Source organism: Chryseobacterium gambrini, from assembly GCF_027920505.1.
GTDB classification, from domain to species: Bacteria; Bacteroidota; Bacteroidia; order Flavobacteriales; family Weeksellaceae; genus Chryseobacterium; species Chryseobacterium gambrini.
This window is the reverse complement of sequence record NZ_CP115857.1, coordinates 1,613,716-1,630,053: the sequence shown is the minus strand read 5'-3', so window position 1 is coordinate 1,630,053 and position 16,338 is coordinate 1,613,716. Positions and strand designations below refer to the sequence as shown.

At 31.6% G+C, this 16,338-nt stretch carries 17 protein-coding genes; 9 read left to right on the top strand and 8 right to left on the bottom strand.

What is annotated here, in order from left to right; all coding sequences use genetic code 11:
• Position 1: 1 nt before the first annotated feature.
• Together PFY09_RS07280 and PFY09_RS07275 are read left to right on the top strand one after the other, a co-directional pair.
• Positions 2–3,211, top strand: coding sequence for a type I restriction endonuclease subunit R (locus PFY09_RS07280; protein ID WP_271161973.1), 3,210 nt, complete (start codon positions 2–4; stop codon positions 3,209–3,211).
• 2 nt (positions 3,212–3,213) lie between these two features.
• Positions 3,214–3,912, top strand: a complete 699-nt coding sequence (locus tag PFY09_RS07275; protein ID WP_271161972.1) for a M48 family metallopeptidase — start codon at positions 3,214–3,216, stop codon at positions 3,910–3,912.
• A gap of 276 nt (positions 3,913–4,188) precedes the next feature.
• On the opposite strand, the gene PFY09_RS07270 is transcribed toward PFY09_RS07275, so the two are convergent.
• Together PFY09_RS07270 and PFY09_RS07265 are read right to left on the bottom strand one after the other, a co-directional pair.
• A complete protein-coding gene (locus tag PFY09_RS07270; protein WP_271161971.1) occupies positions 4,189–6,186 on the bottom strand; it encodes a sensor histidine kinase in 1,998 nt (665 codons plus the stop codon).
• Between the two features lie 16 nt (positions 6,187–6,202).
• On the bottom strand, positions 6,203–6,817 hold the full coding sequence (locus PFY09_RS07265) for a response regulator transcription factor (protein WP_271161970.1): 615 nt from the start codon (positions 6,815–6,817) through the stop codon (positions 6,203–6,205).
• A 343-nt stretch (positions 6,818–7,160) separates the two neighbouring features.
• Between PFY09_RS07265 and PFY09_RS07260 the strand changes: the two genes are divergently transcribed.
• The 6 genes from PFY09_RS07260 to PFY09_RS07235 all read left to right on the top strand — a co-directional run bounded on the left by PFY09_RS07260 (position 7,161) and on the right by PFY09_RS07235 (position 12,662).
• Positions 7,161–8,852: a tail fiber domain-containing protein gene (locus tag PFY09_RS07260; RefSeq protein ID WP_271161969.1), complete on the top strand. Its 1,692-nt coding sequence runs from the start codon at positions 7,161–7,163 to the stop codon at positions 8,850–8,852.
• A gap of 92 nt (positions 8,853–8,944) precedes the next feature.
• On the top strand, positions 8,945–9,247 hold the full coding sequence (locus PFY09_RS07255) for a hypothetical protein (RefSeq protein WP_271161968.1): 303 nt from the start codon (positions 8,945–8,947) through the stop codon (positions 9,245–9,247).
• A gap of 12 nt (positions 9,248–9,259) precedes the next feature.
• On the top strand, positions 9,260–10,420 hold the full coding sequence (locus PFY09_RS07250) for a glycosyltransferase (RefSeq protein WP_271161967.1): 1,161 nt from the start codon (positions 9,260–9,262) through the stop codon (positions 10,418–10,420).
• A 204-nt stretch (positions 10,421–10,624) separates the two neighbouring features.
• Complete coding sequence (locus tag PFY09_RS07245) at positions 10,625–11,932, top strand: hypothetical protein (RefSeq protein ID WP_271161966.1); 1,308 nt, start codon at positions 10,625–10,627, stop codon at positions 11,930–11,932.
• Positions 11,933–11,947: 15 nt separating this feature from the next.
• Positions 11,948–12,142 (top strand): hypothetical protein, encoded by a 195-nt coding sequence (locus PFY09_RS07240; RefSeq protein ID WP_271161965.1) that lies wholly within the window; start codon positions 11,948–11,950, stop codon positions 12,140–12,142.
• A gap of 97 nt (positions 12,143–12,239) precedes the next feature.
• Positions 12,240–12,662, top strand: coding sequence for a transposase (locus PFY09_RS07235; RefSeq protein WP_271161964.1), 423 nt, complete (start codon positions 12,240–12,242; stop codon positions 12,660–12,662).
• Positions 12,663–13,094: 432 nt separating this feature from the next.
• Here the strand turns inward: PFY09_RS07235 and PFY09_RS07225 are convergent, their stop codons facing one another.
• Both PFY09_RS07225 and PFY09_RS07220 read right to left on the bottom strand, forming a co-directional pair.
• Positions 13,095–13,577, bottom strand: a complete 483-nt coding sequence (locus tag PFY09_RS07225) for a hypothetical protein (protein WP_271161962.1) — start codon at positions 13,575–13,577, stop codon at positions 13,095–13,097.
• 131 nt (positions 13,578–13,708) lie between these two features.
• Complete coding sequence (locus tag PFY09_RS07220; protein ID WP_271161961.1) at positions 13,709–14,320, bottom strand: hypothetical protein; 612 nt, start codon at positions 14,318–14,320, stop codon at positions 13,709–13,711.
• A gap of 89 nt (positions 14,321–14,409) precedes the next feature.
• On the opposite strand from PFY09_RS07220, the gene PFY09_RS07215 reads away from it, so the two are divergent.
• Complete coding sequence (locus PFY09_RS07215) at positions 14,410–14,925, top strand: thioredoxin family protein (protein ID WP_271161960.1); 516 nt, start codon at positions 14,410–14,412, stop codon at positions 14,923–14,925.
• Positions 14,926–14,976: 51 nt separating this feature from the next.
• Here PFY09_RS07215 and PFY09_RS07210 read toward each other — a convergent pair whose 3' ends face one another.
• The 4 genes from PFY09_RS07210 to PFY09_RS07195 all read right to left on the bottom strand — a co-directional run bounded on the left by PFY09_RS07210 (position 14,977) and on the right by PFY09_RS07195 (position 16,157).
• Positions 14,977–15,372 (bottom strand): DUF7674 family protein, encoded by a 396-nt coding sequence (locus PFY09_RS07210; protein WP_271161959.1) that lies wholly within the window; start codon positions 15,370–15,372, stop codon positions 14,977–14,979.
• 51 nt (positions 15,373–15,423) lie between these two features.
• Entirely contained in the window at positions 15,424–15,555 is a 132-nt protein-coding gene (locus PFY09_RS07205) for a hypothetical protein (RefSeq protein WP_256041157.1), read from the bottom strand.
• Positions 15,556–15,634: 79 nt separating this feature from the next.
• A complete protein-coding gene (locus PFY09_RS07200) occupies positions 15,635–15,991 on the bottom strand; it encodes a DUF7674 family protein (protein ID WP_271161958.1) in 357 nt (118 codons plus the stop codon).
• 1 nt (position 15,992) lies between these two features.
• Positions 15,993–16,157: a hypothetical protein gene (locus PFY09_RS07195; protein ID WP_165762972.1), complete on the bottom strand. Its 165-nt coding sequence runs from the start codon at positions 16,155–16,157 to the stop codon at positions 15,993–15,995.
• Between the last annotated feature and the right edge of the window lie 181 nt (positions 16,158–16,338).

Genomic DNA, 16,338 nt, shown 5'->3' with positions numbered 1-16,338 from the left:
TATGACACCATCCTACATAGAAGATCACATCAGTCAATTACCAGCGTTGCAAATGCTGATAAAAATTGGCTATACCTATATTTCACCAGACGAAGTCTTGCAACTTCGTGAAGGCAGAAAAACCAATGTTTTATTGAGAGATATTTTGAAAACGCAACTTCAAAAAATCAACAAAATTGAGTATAAAGGACAAACGCACGACTTTTCGGATACCAATGTAGAATTGGCGATTAACGAGTTGAAGGAACTACCTATGCATTTAGGATTCATTAATGCCAATCAGCATTTTTATGATCTCATTACACTCGGTAAAAGTTTTGAGCAAACCATTTCTGGCGACCGTAAAAGTTTTTCGTTCAAATACATTGACTGGGAACAACCGGAAAACAACACCTTCCATGTTTCCGAAGAATTTGCCGTTACCCGTTCTCATCGTTCAGACACCTATCGTCCAGATATTGTGTTGTTCATTAATGGGATTCCAATGGTGGTGATAGAGTGTAAATCCAACGCCATAAAATCTCCGGTAGAAGAAGGAATTTCGCAACACCTGAGAAACCAACAGGAAGACGGAATTCGGGATTTGTATGTGTATTCCAACTTATTGCTTTCACTGGCGGTAAGTGATGCCAAATATGCTACTACGGCGACTCCTGCAAAATTTTGGTCGGTTTGGAAAGAGAAATTCACCAATGCTAAAGAAGAAAATGCTTTCTACCAAAATCTCCATGATCTAAAACAAGCAGAATTGCCCAAAAATGTTCACACTGAGGTTTTTAAAACAAGATATTGGAGTACCATCCGATATTTTCAAGAACTCGGAAAATTAGAATTGGCAGTTACCATACAAGACCAATTATTATATAGCATTTGCCATCCAAAACGCTTGTTAGAATTGATGTTTCGTTTTATTCTTTTCGATGAAGGAATTAAAAAAGTAACCCGATACCAACAATATTATGGAATTACCAAAACCATCAAACAAATAGAAAAAACAGATCATAGTGGGAAACGCAAAGGCGGGGTAATTTGGCACACCCAAGGAAGTGGAAAATCGCTCACAATGGTAATGCTTGCACAACAAATCGCTTTGAGTAAAAAGATTAAAAATCCTAAAATCATCTTGGTAACCGACCGTGTAGATCTCAATACTCAGATTACAGAAACCTTTCAGAAATGTAATATTCCTGTGGAAGAAGCGGCAACGGGAAAACATTTAATAGAATTGTTGAAAAACAATTCGGATGCAGTCATTACCACCATCATTAATAAATTTAAAGCAGCGGTAAATCAAGAGCCTGAAGGTTTTAGTTCATCAGAGATTTTTGTGTTGATAGATGAAGGACACCGTAGTCAATACAAAACATTCAATGTAAAAATGCAAAAGACTTTTCCAAATGGTTGTTTTATTGCATTTACAGGAACACCTCTAATGAAATCCGAGAAAAATACGGCGGATAAATTTGGTGGCGTAATCGATGAATACACCATAAAAGATGCGGTGGAAGATGGCGCAGTTGTGCCGCTGTTGTATGAAGGACGGCACAATTCCATTACGGTAAACGAGAAACCTTTAGATAACTTTTTCGATAAAGTTTCAGAACCATTAACTAAATATGGTAAAGCAGAGCTAAAAAGAAAATACAGTTCCAAAAATGCGATTAACAAAGCAGATCAAGTTGTCTATGACAGAGCTTGGGACATAAGTGAACATTTTGTTGGTTTTATCCAAAATACAGGATTTAAAGCACAGTTGGTTGCTCCTAACAAAACAACTGCCATTTTATACCGAAAATACCTGAATGAAATAGGAAAGCTCACTTCTGAAGTTATAATTTCTGCTCCGGATACGAGAGAAAATTATGATGATGCTTTTGAAGAAAATGAAAACTTGGTTCAGTCGTTCTACAAATCAATGATGGACAAATACGGCACACAGGAAAAGTATGAAAAATCCATCATCAATGCTTTTAAATATCAAGAAAATCCTGAGATTATTATTGTAGTAGATAAATTACTTACGGGGTTTGATGCTCCCAAAAACAGAGTGTTATACTTAACGAGAAGTTTAAAAGAACATACTTTGTTACAAGCCATCGCAAGAGTCAATAGATTAGCAGAAGGCAAAGATTATGGTTTAATTGTAGATTATTATGGGAATTTAGAAAACCTTGATAAAGCCATAGAAATTTATTCAGGTTCAGACGAAATGAATCCTGATGATGTAAAAGGTTCTGTTACGAATGTGAAAGACATCATCAAAGATCTTCCACAAGTACATTCCGAAGTTTGGGATATTTTTTCTGCTATCAAAAATAAATACGATACAGAAGCCTATGCTGTACATTTAGGAGATGAAGAGCAACGTCATCTTTTCTATGAAAAACTATCCAAATTCATTAGATTGTTTAGCTTGGCAATGGCAACTATTGAGTTTAATGATGTGAAAAATGATGCGGTTATTGAAAAATACAAAAAAGATAGCAAATTTTTTATTCAATTAAGAATAGATGTAAAACGCAGGTATTTTGACCAGATAGATTATAAAGCCTATGAAGCTCAGGTTCAGAAATTAATAGACAAACACATCACTACCGATGGAGAAATATTAAAAATAACCGAGCCTATAGATATTTTTAATAAACAAGAGCGAGATAATGAAGTGGAAAAATTGATAGGTAAAGCAGCTAAAGCAGATCACATAGCAGCACGTACTTCAAAGGGAATAACCATAAAAATGGATGAAGACCCTATATTTTATAAAAAGCTGTCTGAGCTGATTAAAGAAACCATCCTAGATTATAAGCAAAGCCGAATAGATGAAACAGAATATCTCCATAAAATTAAAGATATTGAAGAACGCTTCCTAACGGGAAAACAAGACGATGTACCAGCAATAATTGAAGGAAACAAAATAGCGGTAGCATTTTATAATTTTATCAATGCGAAATTATTTACATTTTTAGGAGATAGATTGCAAAATGCAGAAATTGCTTTAAAAATTCAAGAATTAATAAAAAATATAACTACAGAAAACAATAGAGCTATTGTTGACTGGAAGTTGAACAAAGAAATTGAAAAGCAAATTTGGAGTGAATTAGACGACTATTTTTATAGCTTATCATTGGAAATGGATCATCAAATTCCTTTTGATATTTTAGATGACTTTGTAGAAGAAGTGATAAAAATAGCTAAAAAGCAAATGGATTAGTGATGAAGATAGAATATAAGTACGGCAAGAAGAATATCGAAGCAGAAGTTATTTATTCCGACAGAAAGACGATTGATTTACGAATTTTTCCAGAAGGTAATATCCAGATTACAGTTCCGAAAAATACGTCAATAGAAAAAGTTATAGAAAAAGTAAAACCAAAATCTAAATGGATTTTACAACAGCAACGCACATTTGAATTGTTCAGACCTTTTGCCAAAGAAAGACTATATATTCCTGGAGAAACCCATCGTTATCTAGGAAGACAGTATAAATTGGTGATTAATAAAACGGAACAAAATAAAACAGATATTAACTTAGGGAAAGGTTTGTTTACCATCACAACTAAAAATGATAATATAGAATTAATCATCCAAAAATTTTATAAAAGCAAGGCGGATATTATTTTCAAGGAGTTGCTAGATCAATTACTTTCTCAGTTTCCTCAGTTTAATACTTATGACATAAGGCTCACTCATCGGTTTATGAAAAAACGTTGGGGAAGTTGCTCAATGAATGGCAATATACTTTTGAATACAGAGTTGATAAAAGCGAATAAGACTTGTATAGAGTATGTTATCCTGCACGAGCTTTGTCATTTAATTCATCCCAATCATTCAAAAGATTTTTATAGAACATTAACTGAAGTATTGCCAAGCTGGGAGAAAATAAAACTAAATCTTGAAAGAAGTTTGTCTTAGTTTTCTAGATAACACGATGATAGTTAAATTAAATAAAGAATGGCAAACTTATCAAACAATTAAAACTAAGTAAAAGAATTATTTGTTCCTTATTTGTACCATATAAATGTAATTAATTGATTTGCAGTATATGTTATTTTTGAAGAAGTGAAGTAAGTATTGATTAACAATAGTAAAAATAATTTAAAACCGTCTTAAACAAGTGTTTAAGACGGTTTTTTTTGTAATGTGCCGAATCATTTTTGTAACGGATCTGTTAATGTTTTTTAGTTAATTTTATGAGTAAGGCATATTGGCATTGATGCTGAACCCAGATTCTGTTTTGGAAATTGAAAATTTACCATTAAGATTTTCAATAGTTTCTTTTAATGTTTGAAGCCCTATTCCTTGTTTGCGCTTGTCTGAAAAAAAAATCTTTTTACCATCGTCTTTTATTTCTACATGGATGAAATTTTCATCATTATTTATTTTGATGAATACATTGTGGGCGGTAGAATATTTTATGATATTCGTACAGCCTTCTTTAATCATCATTAAAATAGAAACTTTTGTTTCCGGAAGGAGTTCTATTTGAGGACTAATATCAAATTGAGTTTGAAGATTAATAATGTTTGAGTTTGCAAAAATTAATTGAATATTTTTTTCTAATTCATCTAAAAAATCACTATCACAACTGCTTTCATAGATTTTGTGACTCTCATTACGGACGATTGTATAAATTTTTTGCAATTCTTTTTGCAGAGAATCCCATAATTCAAGAGCTTTTACATCAGGTTCCAGTTTTCTTTTTACTTTTAGAAAGTTAGCGGTTGCTATTAATGCAGAGCCAATATCTGTATGTAATTGCAAAGAAAATTTTTTCTTTAATTCGTTAACTGCCGTTTGTTTTGCGTAATTAATTTTATGAATCTCATTTTCTGTGATGTTTTTAAGATGTTGAGCTAGTTTTTGGGATTGTCTTTTCTTTTTTCGAATGTAGAAAAATATGAAAACTGCACTTATCATAATAAGATTCCACAAGAAAATAAGAGTAATGGTTAAACTCTTTTTTTTTACATTTAATTCTGCGATCTGTTCATTCTTTTTAGAGATATTGTATTTTTTTTCCAGTTCTCTGAACTGTAAGTTTAATTTTTCATTTCTGTCTTGCTTTATAATCTCTAGCTCTTTTGCTTTTATACGATAGGCTTCCTGAAAATTATTACGTTCTTTTTCATATTCTGAGACGACTTTATAATATTGAGCTAAATTATTTTTAAAGTTGCTGTCTACTGAAATAATTTCTTTAAAAGATTTAGACTCTTCTATTTCAGATTTTAGATTAGGGATTAAAACGTATTTTTTCCGTTTAATAAGAATCATTACTTTTATCATTTTAGCAAAAACATAATCCTCTGTTATAATGAATCTTCCTTCTTTTTTTTGTTTTAGTGATCGTTCAATATATTTTTCGGCATTTTGATAATCCTCTTTTAGATAGTCTGAATAGGCTTGTATAAAATAAGTTCTAAGCATATTAGCTTCTTCGTAATGTAAACTTTCTATTTCTTTTGTATTAGAATCGATAATGCTTAAGTATTTTAGTTTTTCTTCTTTTTTTAAATTATCATTATTTAGCACCAGATCTAATACTGAATTGGAAATATTATTTAAGATAGTTTCGTGATAATTTGGAATTTTACCTTTATAGCTTGACTTTTTATAAAAAATAATAGCATTTTGATAAGATTTAATAGATTCTTTAAAAAGTTTAGCCTGATAGAATATATTGCCCTCTAATGAATAGTAATTAAGAATAATGCTTTCTTTTTTGTCTTTCATCACTACTTTTTTTAGCTTATAAAGAATAGTACTTACACTTTTTAAATCTTGCGTTTTTTTACATAAAGAATTAGCATATTGCATAAGAGCATTAGAATAATAGGTATCCCAGTCATGGGTCTTATTATTTACCATCTGTTCTGCGCTTTTTTCGTACAAGTATATAATCTCTTGGTTATATTTATCTTGCATTTTTTCATTCTGTACAAAATCATAGCAATCTGCAAGGGTGCTAAGAATGATAACTTTATTTAGATTATCAGTATACTTATATTGTTCTTTGTTTTTAAATTTTTCTAATTGATTAATAACCTCAAGTAATTCGGTTCTAGTCATTTTATCAATTTTTTCACTTTGTTTAAAAGATTTTACATCCTCAACAGATCCAAAATTCTGAGAAAAGAAGTGACCGAAACAAAAGAGATAAAGGAAAAAAAAATAGTTTTTCATCATAAAAATAGACATTAAATTACAAACCGAAATCTCCCAATTTAGCCAAAAGCTCAGTGACAAATTTTACACCCGCTTTTTGCATAATATTTCTTCTGTGTGTTATAACTGTATTTTCGCTCAGGCTTAGAATTTTTGCTTTGTCTTTGATTGATTTGCCCTGTTTAATGAGCTCAATGATTTCCAGTTCTCTCTGGCTGAAAATATTATTCTCTTTTAGCAGTAAATATTGCATAACATCCGATTCAAAGTTTTTGCAGACATATTTTTTATTATTATTTATATAATTTATGCATTTCCCAATCTCAGCTTGGGATGCTGATTTGGATAAAAAGCCGTCTACGTTATTAAGCAATAATCTTGCGATCAAATTTGAACTGCTTATACTGCTGAGTACTACAATCTTTATAAGTTCGTTGTCTTTCTTCCATTTATTAATGATATGGAAGATGTCCAGTTCTGGTATAAGATAATCTGTAAAGATCAAATCAATTTTTTGTCTTTCCATGCAGTTGTTCACTTCTTCTATGCCTGTACATGCGAATACTTCATGTTGAGCAGAAAAATTACTCTCTAAAAGGATTTTAAAAGATTGCACAAATAATGTGTGATCGTCAAATAATAAAATCTTCATTTTATGATTTTTTTACAAAACTAAAATTTAAACATTTAAAATAGTGTAATTACTATTAATGATATAGGGTTAATTAATATTAGTTATAAAAAACAATCAATATTAATTATTGATGGCTTTTTGTTAAATCTATTACTTTGTCTTTTATAAAAACATAAATGATAAACCTAATATGATTCTAAATAATTAACTAAATGATGAAAAGTGAAACCGGATTATTTTATTATCCGGTTTTATAAGTAATCATTAGATATTTAGAATACTTTCTATGCCGCCATTACCACATTTATTACGATAAAAAAGCTCAACCTTTTTAATATAACCATTTAAAATATTTAAAGAAATGAAAAAAATTAGAGTCCTGCTGTTATCATTAATGCTTACTGGTATCAAGTTGTTTAGTCAGGTTGGAAATATTGGGATTAATACTTCTTTTCCACAGACAACATTTGATATCAGGGGGAAAAATGATACAGGTTCTTCAGGAGTAGCAGTACCGGGAGCCGTAAGTGCCAATGATGGTATCTTGGTTCCAAGAGTAAATTCTCTTGCCGTTAACGGAAGTATTAATGGGCAGTTAGTATATTTAGTAACAGATGCAAACCCTTTCAAAGGAGGATTTCATTATTGGAACGGAGCTGCATGGATTCCTCTACTGATTCCTGCAATGGCAGATACAACAGCCGATGAATGGATAAATAATAGCACCGCCGCGCCTCCCAGAATAGAGTTGGGAAAAAATGCAGACGGAACAACCGCTAGAACAGCAGGCACTGAGATTGTAATGACAGATGCTGGGAATTTGGGGATAGGTATTACTAATCCGGGAGCGCAATTGGATGTAAGAACAGGTTTAGGAAACGTTAATGTTGCCAGATTTGGTAATTCTGGTCAAAATATTCTTTTAGGAGTATCAGCTCTTAATAATGGAGCTTTTATCACTACTAGTAGTGGTACTAATTCATCTTTGCGTTTGGGAGTTAATGGTAATGAGCATATGAGGATTGATGCTAGTACATCAGGTACCTTAGGTAATGTAGGAATAGGAGTAGGAAATGCTGCGGTTAACAATGCTTTACAAATACATAGACTGAATACTACAGATTCTTATATGCAGATTACAAATGGACAGGTAGGTTCTCTTGCTACGGATGGATTAAAGATTGGGGTGTCTTCCACAGGAGCCGCCTCAATTCAGAATTTAGAAAGTACGTCTTTGTCTTTATATACAAATGCAACAGAACGGCTTACTATTTTATCCAACGGAAATGTAGGTGTCAATGAAACAAATCCTCAGCATAAATTGTCTATTAATGGCGGATTATCTCTCGGTAACGGCTCTTTTGGAATTGATACATCATTTGCAGATGACAACAGTTACATCACTTTTAAAGATGGTGTCGCACCAGCTTTTTCAGAAGATTTTATTGGCTATAAAGATAATACTTTTCATTTCCGAGACAATCCCGGAGGTGCAGATGCATCCCAACCTAATGTAATTGCTTGGGGTAAAGTTGGTATTGGTACTCAGGATTTTTCTCAAATAACTGATGCTAATGGTTTGGTAATTGCAAACTCGGGTGGTACTGCAATAGCCCTTAGAAATGGGGGTGACTTTGATATCTATTCTCCGGACAACACTCAATCTGCAAAAATTTTGGTTGATAATGCCTCGTCTAATACTCTTACAATTGCTAGTAATGGTAAATCTTTTAACTTCAATGGTACTGGTGGTTCTGTAAGTTCTGATATTAGATTGAAACAGGATATTGTAAAAGAAGAAAATAACCTATCTAAAATTTTGCAATTAAATGGATACTCTTACAGATTCAAAAAAAATGCTAACGATCCACATAAAGAATATGGAGTAATAGCACAAGAAGTACTTAAAGTTTTACCAGAGGCAGTATTTACAGATAAAGATGGGTTTTACTCAGTAAGTTATTCTTCTTTAATTCCAATCTTAATTAATGCAATAAAAGAACAGCAAATACAAATTGACGAGCTAAAAGAACTTATTAAAAAGCATAAGTAGAAGTTATTTAAAGTAAAAATAAAGAAAAGTAGAGGAGCAAAAAGTTGTTTTTGTAACAAAATAAGATAGAAACTAAAAGGATAACACAATTTATGAACTTTTTTGATAAAATTATAAATGTTTTCAAGTTCTTCCAGGATGATGTGCATATATGGAATGTTCGTATTGGAGAGAAAAAATATCCTGTACAAGATGTTCTTAATAATTATGAAAATCTAATTGGCAAAACCAAATCAGAAGCAGTGAAGTTCTTCAGGGAATATAATTTATTAAAAAAACATTCTAATGAATGGATTTATGAAGTAAAAAAGACTCAAAGAGGGCTTTATCTAATTATACTTCATTTTTATCAAGATGAATTGATAAAAGTTAACTATTCATACTTTGAATATTGAGATCCGTTAATAATGAAAAAGAAGATAATGTTCAGAATACGTTCTATGCAAATGGGAGGTGTTCCAAAAGTACTGATTGATGTACTTAAGAATCTTGATAGGGAGAGATTTGAACCTTCAGTTCTTTTACAGATTAATCAAGGGGAACTTCTGGATGATATTCCTGACGATGTAAAAGTAACTGCTTTGGCAAAAGGAAGACACGAAATGAGCTTTATAAAACCTATACTTTTTATACAGCTTGTTATGAGAAATGTAAAAATTCAGATGTATAAAATTTTTCCTTCTCTTATTAAGAAAAAATTATTTGAAACCCCGGATATTGAGATAGCTATAACACATTCCTCCCTTCCTGATCTGCTAAGAAGTCCTTTCAAAAATTCAAAAAAAGTAAATTGGTTCCACACTGATATCAGTTGGCATCATACTAAAGAATATGGTGAAAAGATTGCAAGAATGATGAAGGAGTGTGACCTAACGATATTCGGTTCTTTGCATACGAGACTGACATTTGAAAACTTTCTTGATGTGAAAATATACAATGGGATTCATATTCATAATACTTTTGACGAGAAGAATGTTTTAGAAAAATCTCTTTTAGAAATTCCAGATTTCAAATATAGGTTTGTCGATAAAAGAATAAAAATTTTCGTTTCAGTAGGTAGGTTAGAGTATCAAAAAGGATATGACTTTCTTATTGAAGTACATAAAGAACTATTAGATGAAGGTTTTGACCACATAATAGCTGTGATTGGAGATGGTAGCGAGAATATAAATTTGAAGAATAAGATAAAATTTTTCAGTATTGAAGAAAGCTTTCTTCTTTTAGGCAACCAAAATAATCCTTACCCCTATATTAAGAATGCAGATTATTACATTCAGTCTTCACGTTATGAATCTTATCCTATTGTTTTAGGGGAAACACTTATTCTTAATAAACCTATTATAAGCACAAATGTAGGAGGTATCAGTGAATTGTTGAGCCATGGAAAGACGGCTTATCTCGTAAATTTCGACAAAGATGAGCTGAAAAGTGCGATGAAAAAATTTATGCAGAATCCTAAATTAGTTGAAGAAATAAAAAATGAGCAGAAAAAAATTAATATAAACAATTATAATGTAAATATTTATTCAAAAATAAATCGAGTTCTTTCAAAACTTATCATTTTTTAAACAAGCTAACTTTGAAAATTTTTTGAGATGGGATTTAGCTGGATCAGTTTTACTGACATTTTGTAAGATATAGCAAAAACAGAAGTCGGGAAATGATCTTACAAAAGTTCTTAGAAAGTACAAAATACTTATTAGCTTTTATTGCATTCTGATCATAAAACTATAAACAATTTCGTAAAAAAACAAAACTTAAAAAAAACAAGAATGAAAAAATTAAAATTACTTTCTTTATCATTATTTCTTATGGGGATAAACACATTTAGTCAGGTTGGAAATGTTGGGATTAATACTTCTTCGCCACAGGCAACATTAGATATCAGAGGAAAGAATGATACTGGCTCTTCAGGAAGTTCAGTACCGGGAACAGTAAATGCAAACGATGGTATTTTAGTCCCAAGGGTAAATTCACTTGCTACAAGCGGAAGTACCAACGGGCAATTAGTATATCTCGTAGCAGATGCAGGAACTTTTACAAAAGGATTTCATTATTGGAATGGGAGTGTCTGGGCAAAACTGGGAGCAACTAATATTTATGAGAACAATGGTACAATAGGTGCCGGAAGAACTGTTGGGATTACAGATCGTGTTAATTTTGATAGCAATACTTTTGTTATTGATGGTACAAATAATAACATAGGTATTGGTACGCAGACTCCAAACACAAATTCCATCCTGGATTTATCATCTTCAGATAAAGGAATTCTTATTCCCAGAGTTAATTTAACTTCAAGCACACAAGATTTGAATGGAGATGGAGATACTAACGTTGCTAATCAGCCTGAAGGATTATTGGTTTTTAATTCTGGCAGCACATTAGAAAAAGGATATTATTTTTGGAATGGAACAGAATGGAGAAATATAAAAGATTCCTCATTAGTGGTTCCAAGTATATCATCAATAAACTGCCTTAGTGCGGTACTTTCTCCTAAAACTTATGCTTCCGGTTCTCCATATATTGGCACTATGTCTGTTGCCTATACAGGAGGTAATGGAGGATCGTACGGTATTGGAAGTCAAATATTATCAACCGGAGTCACCGGTTTAACAGCAAGGCTCAGGGCTGGTTCACTAGCTGTTGGGGACGGTGTGTTAATTTATGATGTTTCAGGCACTCCAAGTGCATCTTCTCCATCTACGGCTACGTTTAATATTCCCAATACATTTGGAGCTTCAGGATGTAGTGCTGTAGTAGGTGCCGGAAATACTTTAACTATCGGAGAGACACAATCTTTTGGAGTTACGGTTAATGCTGCAACTTTTTTTACAAATTCAGGAACAAGGAAGCGAGCTACAAATGCAACGGGTTCACTTAGTGATGTTTCTGAAAGAGTTTCGTATGATCTTCAAACACCTGCCAAACAGGTTCAATATCTGGTTATTAATGGTTTAAGAATGGACTTCATGGAAACTCCTTTTAGTGCAAATGCAGTCGCTCCGGTTTTGTTCAATACGAATAGTACATCTGTTACATATTCTATATCGGCTTTATCCACAAATGATCAATTTGTTTAAGGTGCCAATACTGTTTTGCCTGCAAACGCATATTCTTACAGAGTTGATGGGGATGATTCTTTTGCCGTAGGATCTGGAGCGGGTGGTACTACAGAGTATGTAAATGCTATGTTAACTTTTTCAACAGGAGAATGGTATCAGTTAACATATCATGCTACAAGAGATGCTGCCAATATCTATTTCTATTTCACTGTTCAAAGGCTTAACTAATTTTAAATTATTTATTTACATTTTTCTTTTGATAGACATATTAATATTACTATCACAGAGAAGAATACAAATTTCGTCATAGAAATTTAAAAAGGATATGAATTTTAAAGATATTCACATAGGAAATCTCATTGCTAAAAGGTCGGCCGAAAGCAAAATAGAAGTAATACGTATCTGTAATTTCTTAGGTTGTTCCGAAGAAGAAATTCAGGAAATGTATCAATCCAAAAGTCTGGGAGCGGAAATTATTTTGAAGTGGAGTAAACTTCTGGAATACGATTTTTTCAGACTCTATTCACAGCATTTAATTCTTTATGCGCCTCCATGCAGAGAAAATAAAATTGTAAAACCTGAAAGAACTAAGCTCCCCCAATTTAGAAAAAACATATATACCAAAGAGATTATAGAATTTATATTGGAGCTCATTCAGAATGGTGAAAAAACGAAACATCAGGTTATAGAAGAATATAAAATTCCCAAAACAACATTGTATAAATGGATTATTAAATATAAAAAATAGAATGACACGACCGGCTTTTAAAAAAATTTATCAGGATATGATCGAAATGAAATATCCGAAGCAAAAGAATGAAAAATGTATGTCTATTTTGCAGAAAAAAAGGTTGTCGGTATTAGATATTATTGAACTTAATAAGCTTATTATTGGGTATAATAACAAAGAGGTAAACTCATTTAATCAAAAACACAGATCTTATGATGTAGATACTATATTAGAAATTCTTCGCTATCAGAGAGAAAATAATCTGAATAACACACAACTGGCCAACTACTTCAAATTGAGTCGAAATACAGTTTCAAAGTGGAAAAAGCATTACTGTAAATAAGAGTAATTGTTCATATAATTAATTTATTAATTGTGTAATGTTTGATGAGTGAAAAATCAGGCAAGATCCCCGAGCGAAAGCTTGGGGATTTTTTTGATTCCGGAAAATTATTTTTTGAAATAAATTTTTTTAATTTCCTTTAAAAAATATTTTACATTTTCTATTTTTAATTTCTTATACCCTTCATCATCAATACTTTTCAGTTGAGCTTTAGTAAAATTATCTGTTTTTTCTTTTGAAATAGAATCTCGAATGGAAATAATTTCCTTTGCTGCATACATTTCATCCATCAAATGCGTCGCAATATTATCTTTTTTTCCGACACAGCCGTTTACATATTTCATCATTACAGGATGATCGTTATAATATTGATAGATTTCAAGAAATCGTTTATCATTTCTTTTAAAAAGTTCTTTCCCTGAGTACAATTTTAAAGAATTGCTTCCGTTCTTCGCCAGATAAAAAAGCTCATCATTGGTAGCAGTTTTCGCTAATTTTCTGAAATCATCATACATTTTACTTCTTTCACCACCTATTCCGATATGTGAAGATTCTGCATACTGTATTGTATCTAAAGGACTGGCTAACATTTTTACTTTTTTAGAAATCTGCGCTTCACAAAAGGTAATTGTAAAAAGTTAAAGTGGCAATATTCTTAGCTTCATGGTAAAATAATATAAATTTAAAAACTAAGTTATTTGTTAAAGAATATTTTTTGTTTTTAATAATTATTTGGAAATTGAAGTTTACCATCTTTCCAATTCTCATTAATGATTTTATAAATTTCCAATCTCTCCGGAATATAAGTTTCATCGATTATTTCGAACTCATCAATACAATCTTTAAAAAAATTAATATCTAATTTTTCATAATAATTAATTTCTTCTGTTGTGTAAAAATCTTTGGATTGATTACTTTTTTTCGATATTATTTTATACTCCTCGTAGTTTCTTAACTCAGCAAGGATATATCCTCTTATACTTAGTGCCATATCTTGTTGAGCAATGATGCAGCTCATTTTTATTTCATATTGCATAGGAAATTTAGAATAGTATTTGTACAAATCTATGATTCTTTTATCCTTTTTATAGAGCAAACTAAAAGCTGCATTATGACGAATAAATGTATTTCCATTTAGAGCAAGATAAAAAAGCTCATCATTTGTAGCTGTTTTAGATATTTCAGAATATAAAGTGTAAAGTTCTTCGTAACCTTTATTATCATAAGTTTGAAGTATTATATCAAAAAATTTTTTGTCAATAATTTCAACTTTATCTTTAGTTTTCTGGAAATCTGAGCATTCGATATAAATGAAATAGTAAGAAATATGCAAATAAGTCTGAGTTTCATGAAATAGTTTTTAAAAAGTGTTAGTATAACAACAAAAAAATCTTTAGATTAGTATTTAAAATCAGATCCAAAATGAAAATTTCTAAAATCCTCTTATTTTTAGGCTTATTATTATTCCAGTTACATTTTGCTCAGGAAAAAGCGGATGTTGTTTTAAACAAAGCGCTTACCGAAGCTAAATCCAAAAATAAAAATGTATTGCTGATGTTTCACGCTTCATGGTGCAAATGGTGCCACGTTATGGAAAAGAATATGAATCTACCCGAAACAAAGCCGATTTTTGATAAAAAATTTGTTACCGCTTATGTAGATGTTCAGGAAATGGGCGAAAAGAAAAAACTTGAAAATCCCGGTGGAGAAGCATTGATGGAAAAATACAAAGGCAAAGACGCGGGACTTCCGTTCTGGCTGGTTCTGAATCCGAAAGGGGAGGTGCTTGCAGATTCTTTCAACGATAAAAACGAAAATCTTGGCTGTCCGTCAACCACTGAAGAAGTAGATGTTTTTGTTGCCAAGCTGAAGAAATCTTCAAAGATGAACGACAAAGAACTTCAGACAGTCAAACAGACTTTTTTAAAGAAGAATTAAAAAGTTCCGGCGAAGCCAAAGGCTTCGCCGGAACTGCGTTTAAAAATTAATTTACTTCCCAAAAAAGATTTTGTCCTGCTTCCGCTGATCGTTGTAGATCACCTGAAAAGTCACAGGCATATATTGATAAAGAAGTTTCCAGTGGGAGATTTTGGCGTGCTTTTTAAAGCTTTCAAAAGACCGTACAAAAAGATTTTCAATCATATCTTTTACATAAGAATCTCCACCTTTATAAATCATTTCCATCAGTTTGATGTGATGGGCAATAATATTTACTTTAGATTCGTGAAGAAGCTTTTTAAGATAATTAATGGTTGCCTGCATAATCCCGGCAAAATTATCCTGTGAAGACAATTGGGTAATTTCTGTGCGAAGGGGTGGATAGAAAAATTTTAAATACTCACTAGCTATTTTTTGATTAATAGTTTGCATCTGTACATTCATCATAATTAATATTTTTCGTAACACTTTCTATTGCGGCGAAAACTGTACCAAAGTTTACAGAATTGCTGCGAAAACAAAAACTCCTACGATCACAGCGATGTGCGTTGCCAGAATTTCAATATTATGTCTGTTGGTGGTGGTTTGGAGTGTTTTCCAGTCGGAAATTCTTCTTATTTTAGATTTCATAAACAGTTGATTTTTAATGAGGTTGTATGTTATGAATTTTCGTGCTTTTGTAATAAAATCTGCAAAAAATGTAATGAACTTAAATGCCGTGATTGTAGATTTGTCTGGAATAGACCGTCTGAAGATCCTTGGAAATATGACTAAAGATCATTTTTCGGTATTCCTCACTGCAGAAAGCAGTAGAATTGTCCAGTGAATAAATAAACGTATGTTCCACAGCATTTTTAAGTACGGCATCTCCGTTTCTGTAAATATCATCCATCTTTTTCAGGCATAGAAACAGAATATTCCGGTCATTTTGCTTAATTCTGTCTTTAATATTGTCTGTAAACGTCTGAATGACGCTGTAGGAATTTTGTTTTCTGCTTTGTTTCAGCTCATTTTCAATCTCGGGAATCACTTCTTTGATTTCCTGTGCGGCTTCTAAATAGTTCATATTATTGTTGATTAAGTTCTAAAATTTTAATGAATGCTCCGAAAGTAAAAACTGCCAAAAAGGCAACAATCAGAAGATGATACGGTTTCAGCCACTTCGGGGTTTGCGGTCCTCTGCTTTTTAATCTTCTCAGCTTATCAATTCTGTTCAAAGTTTTTAAGTCCATATTCTTATGTTTTGAGGATGACGTTGCCAATGCTATACCTTTGAATTTTTATTTAAATTAAAATATTGATTATCAGGATTTTGTTGATTTGTTTTAATTTTTAAAATCCTTAAAAATCCTATCAAAATGATAACGCTTTTATCATTATGGAAGTTTTTATGGAAAACCATAGAATTTTATA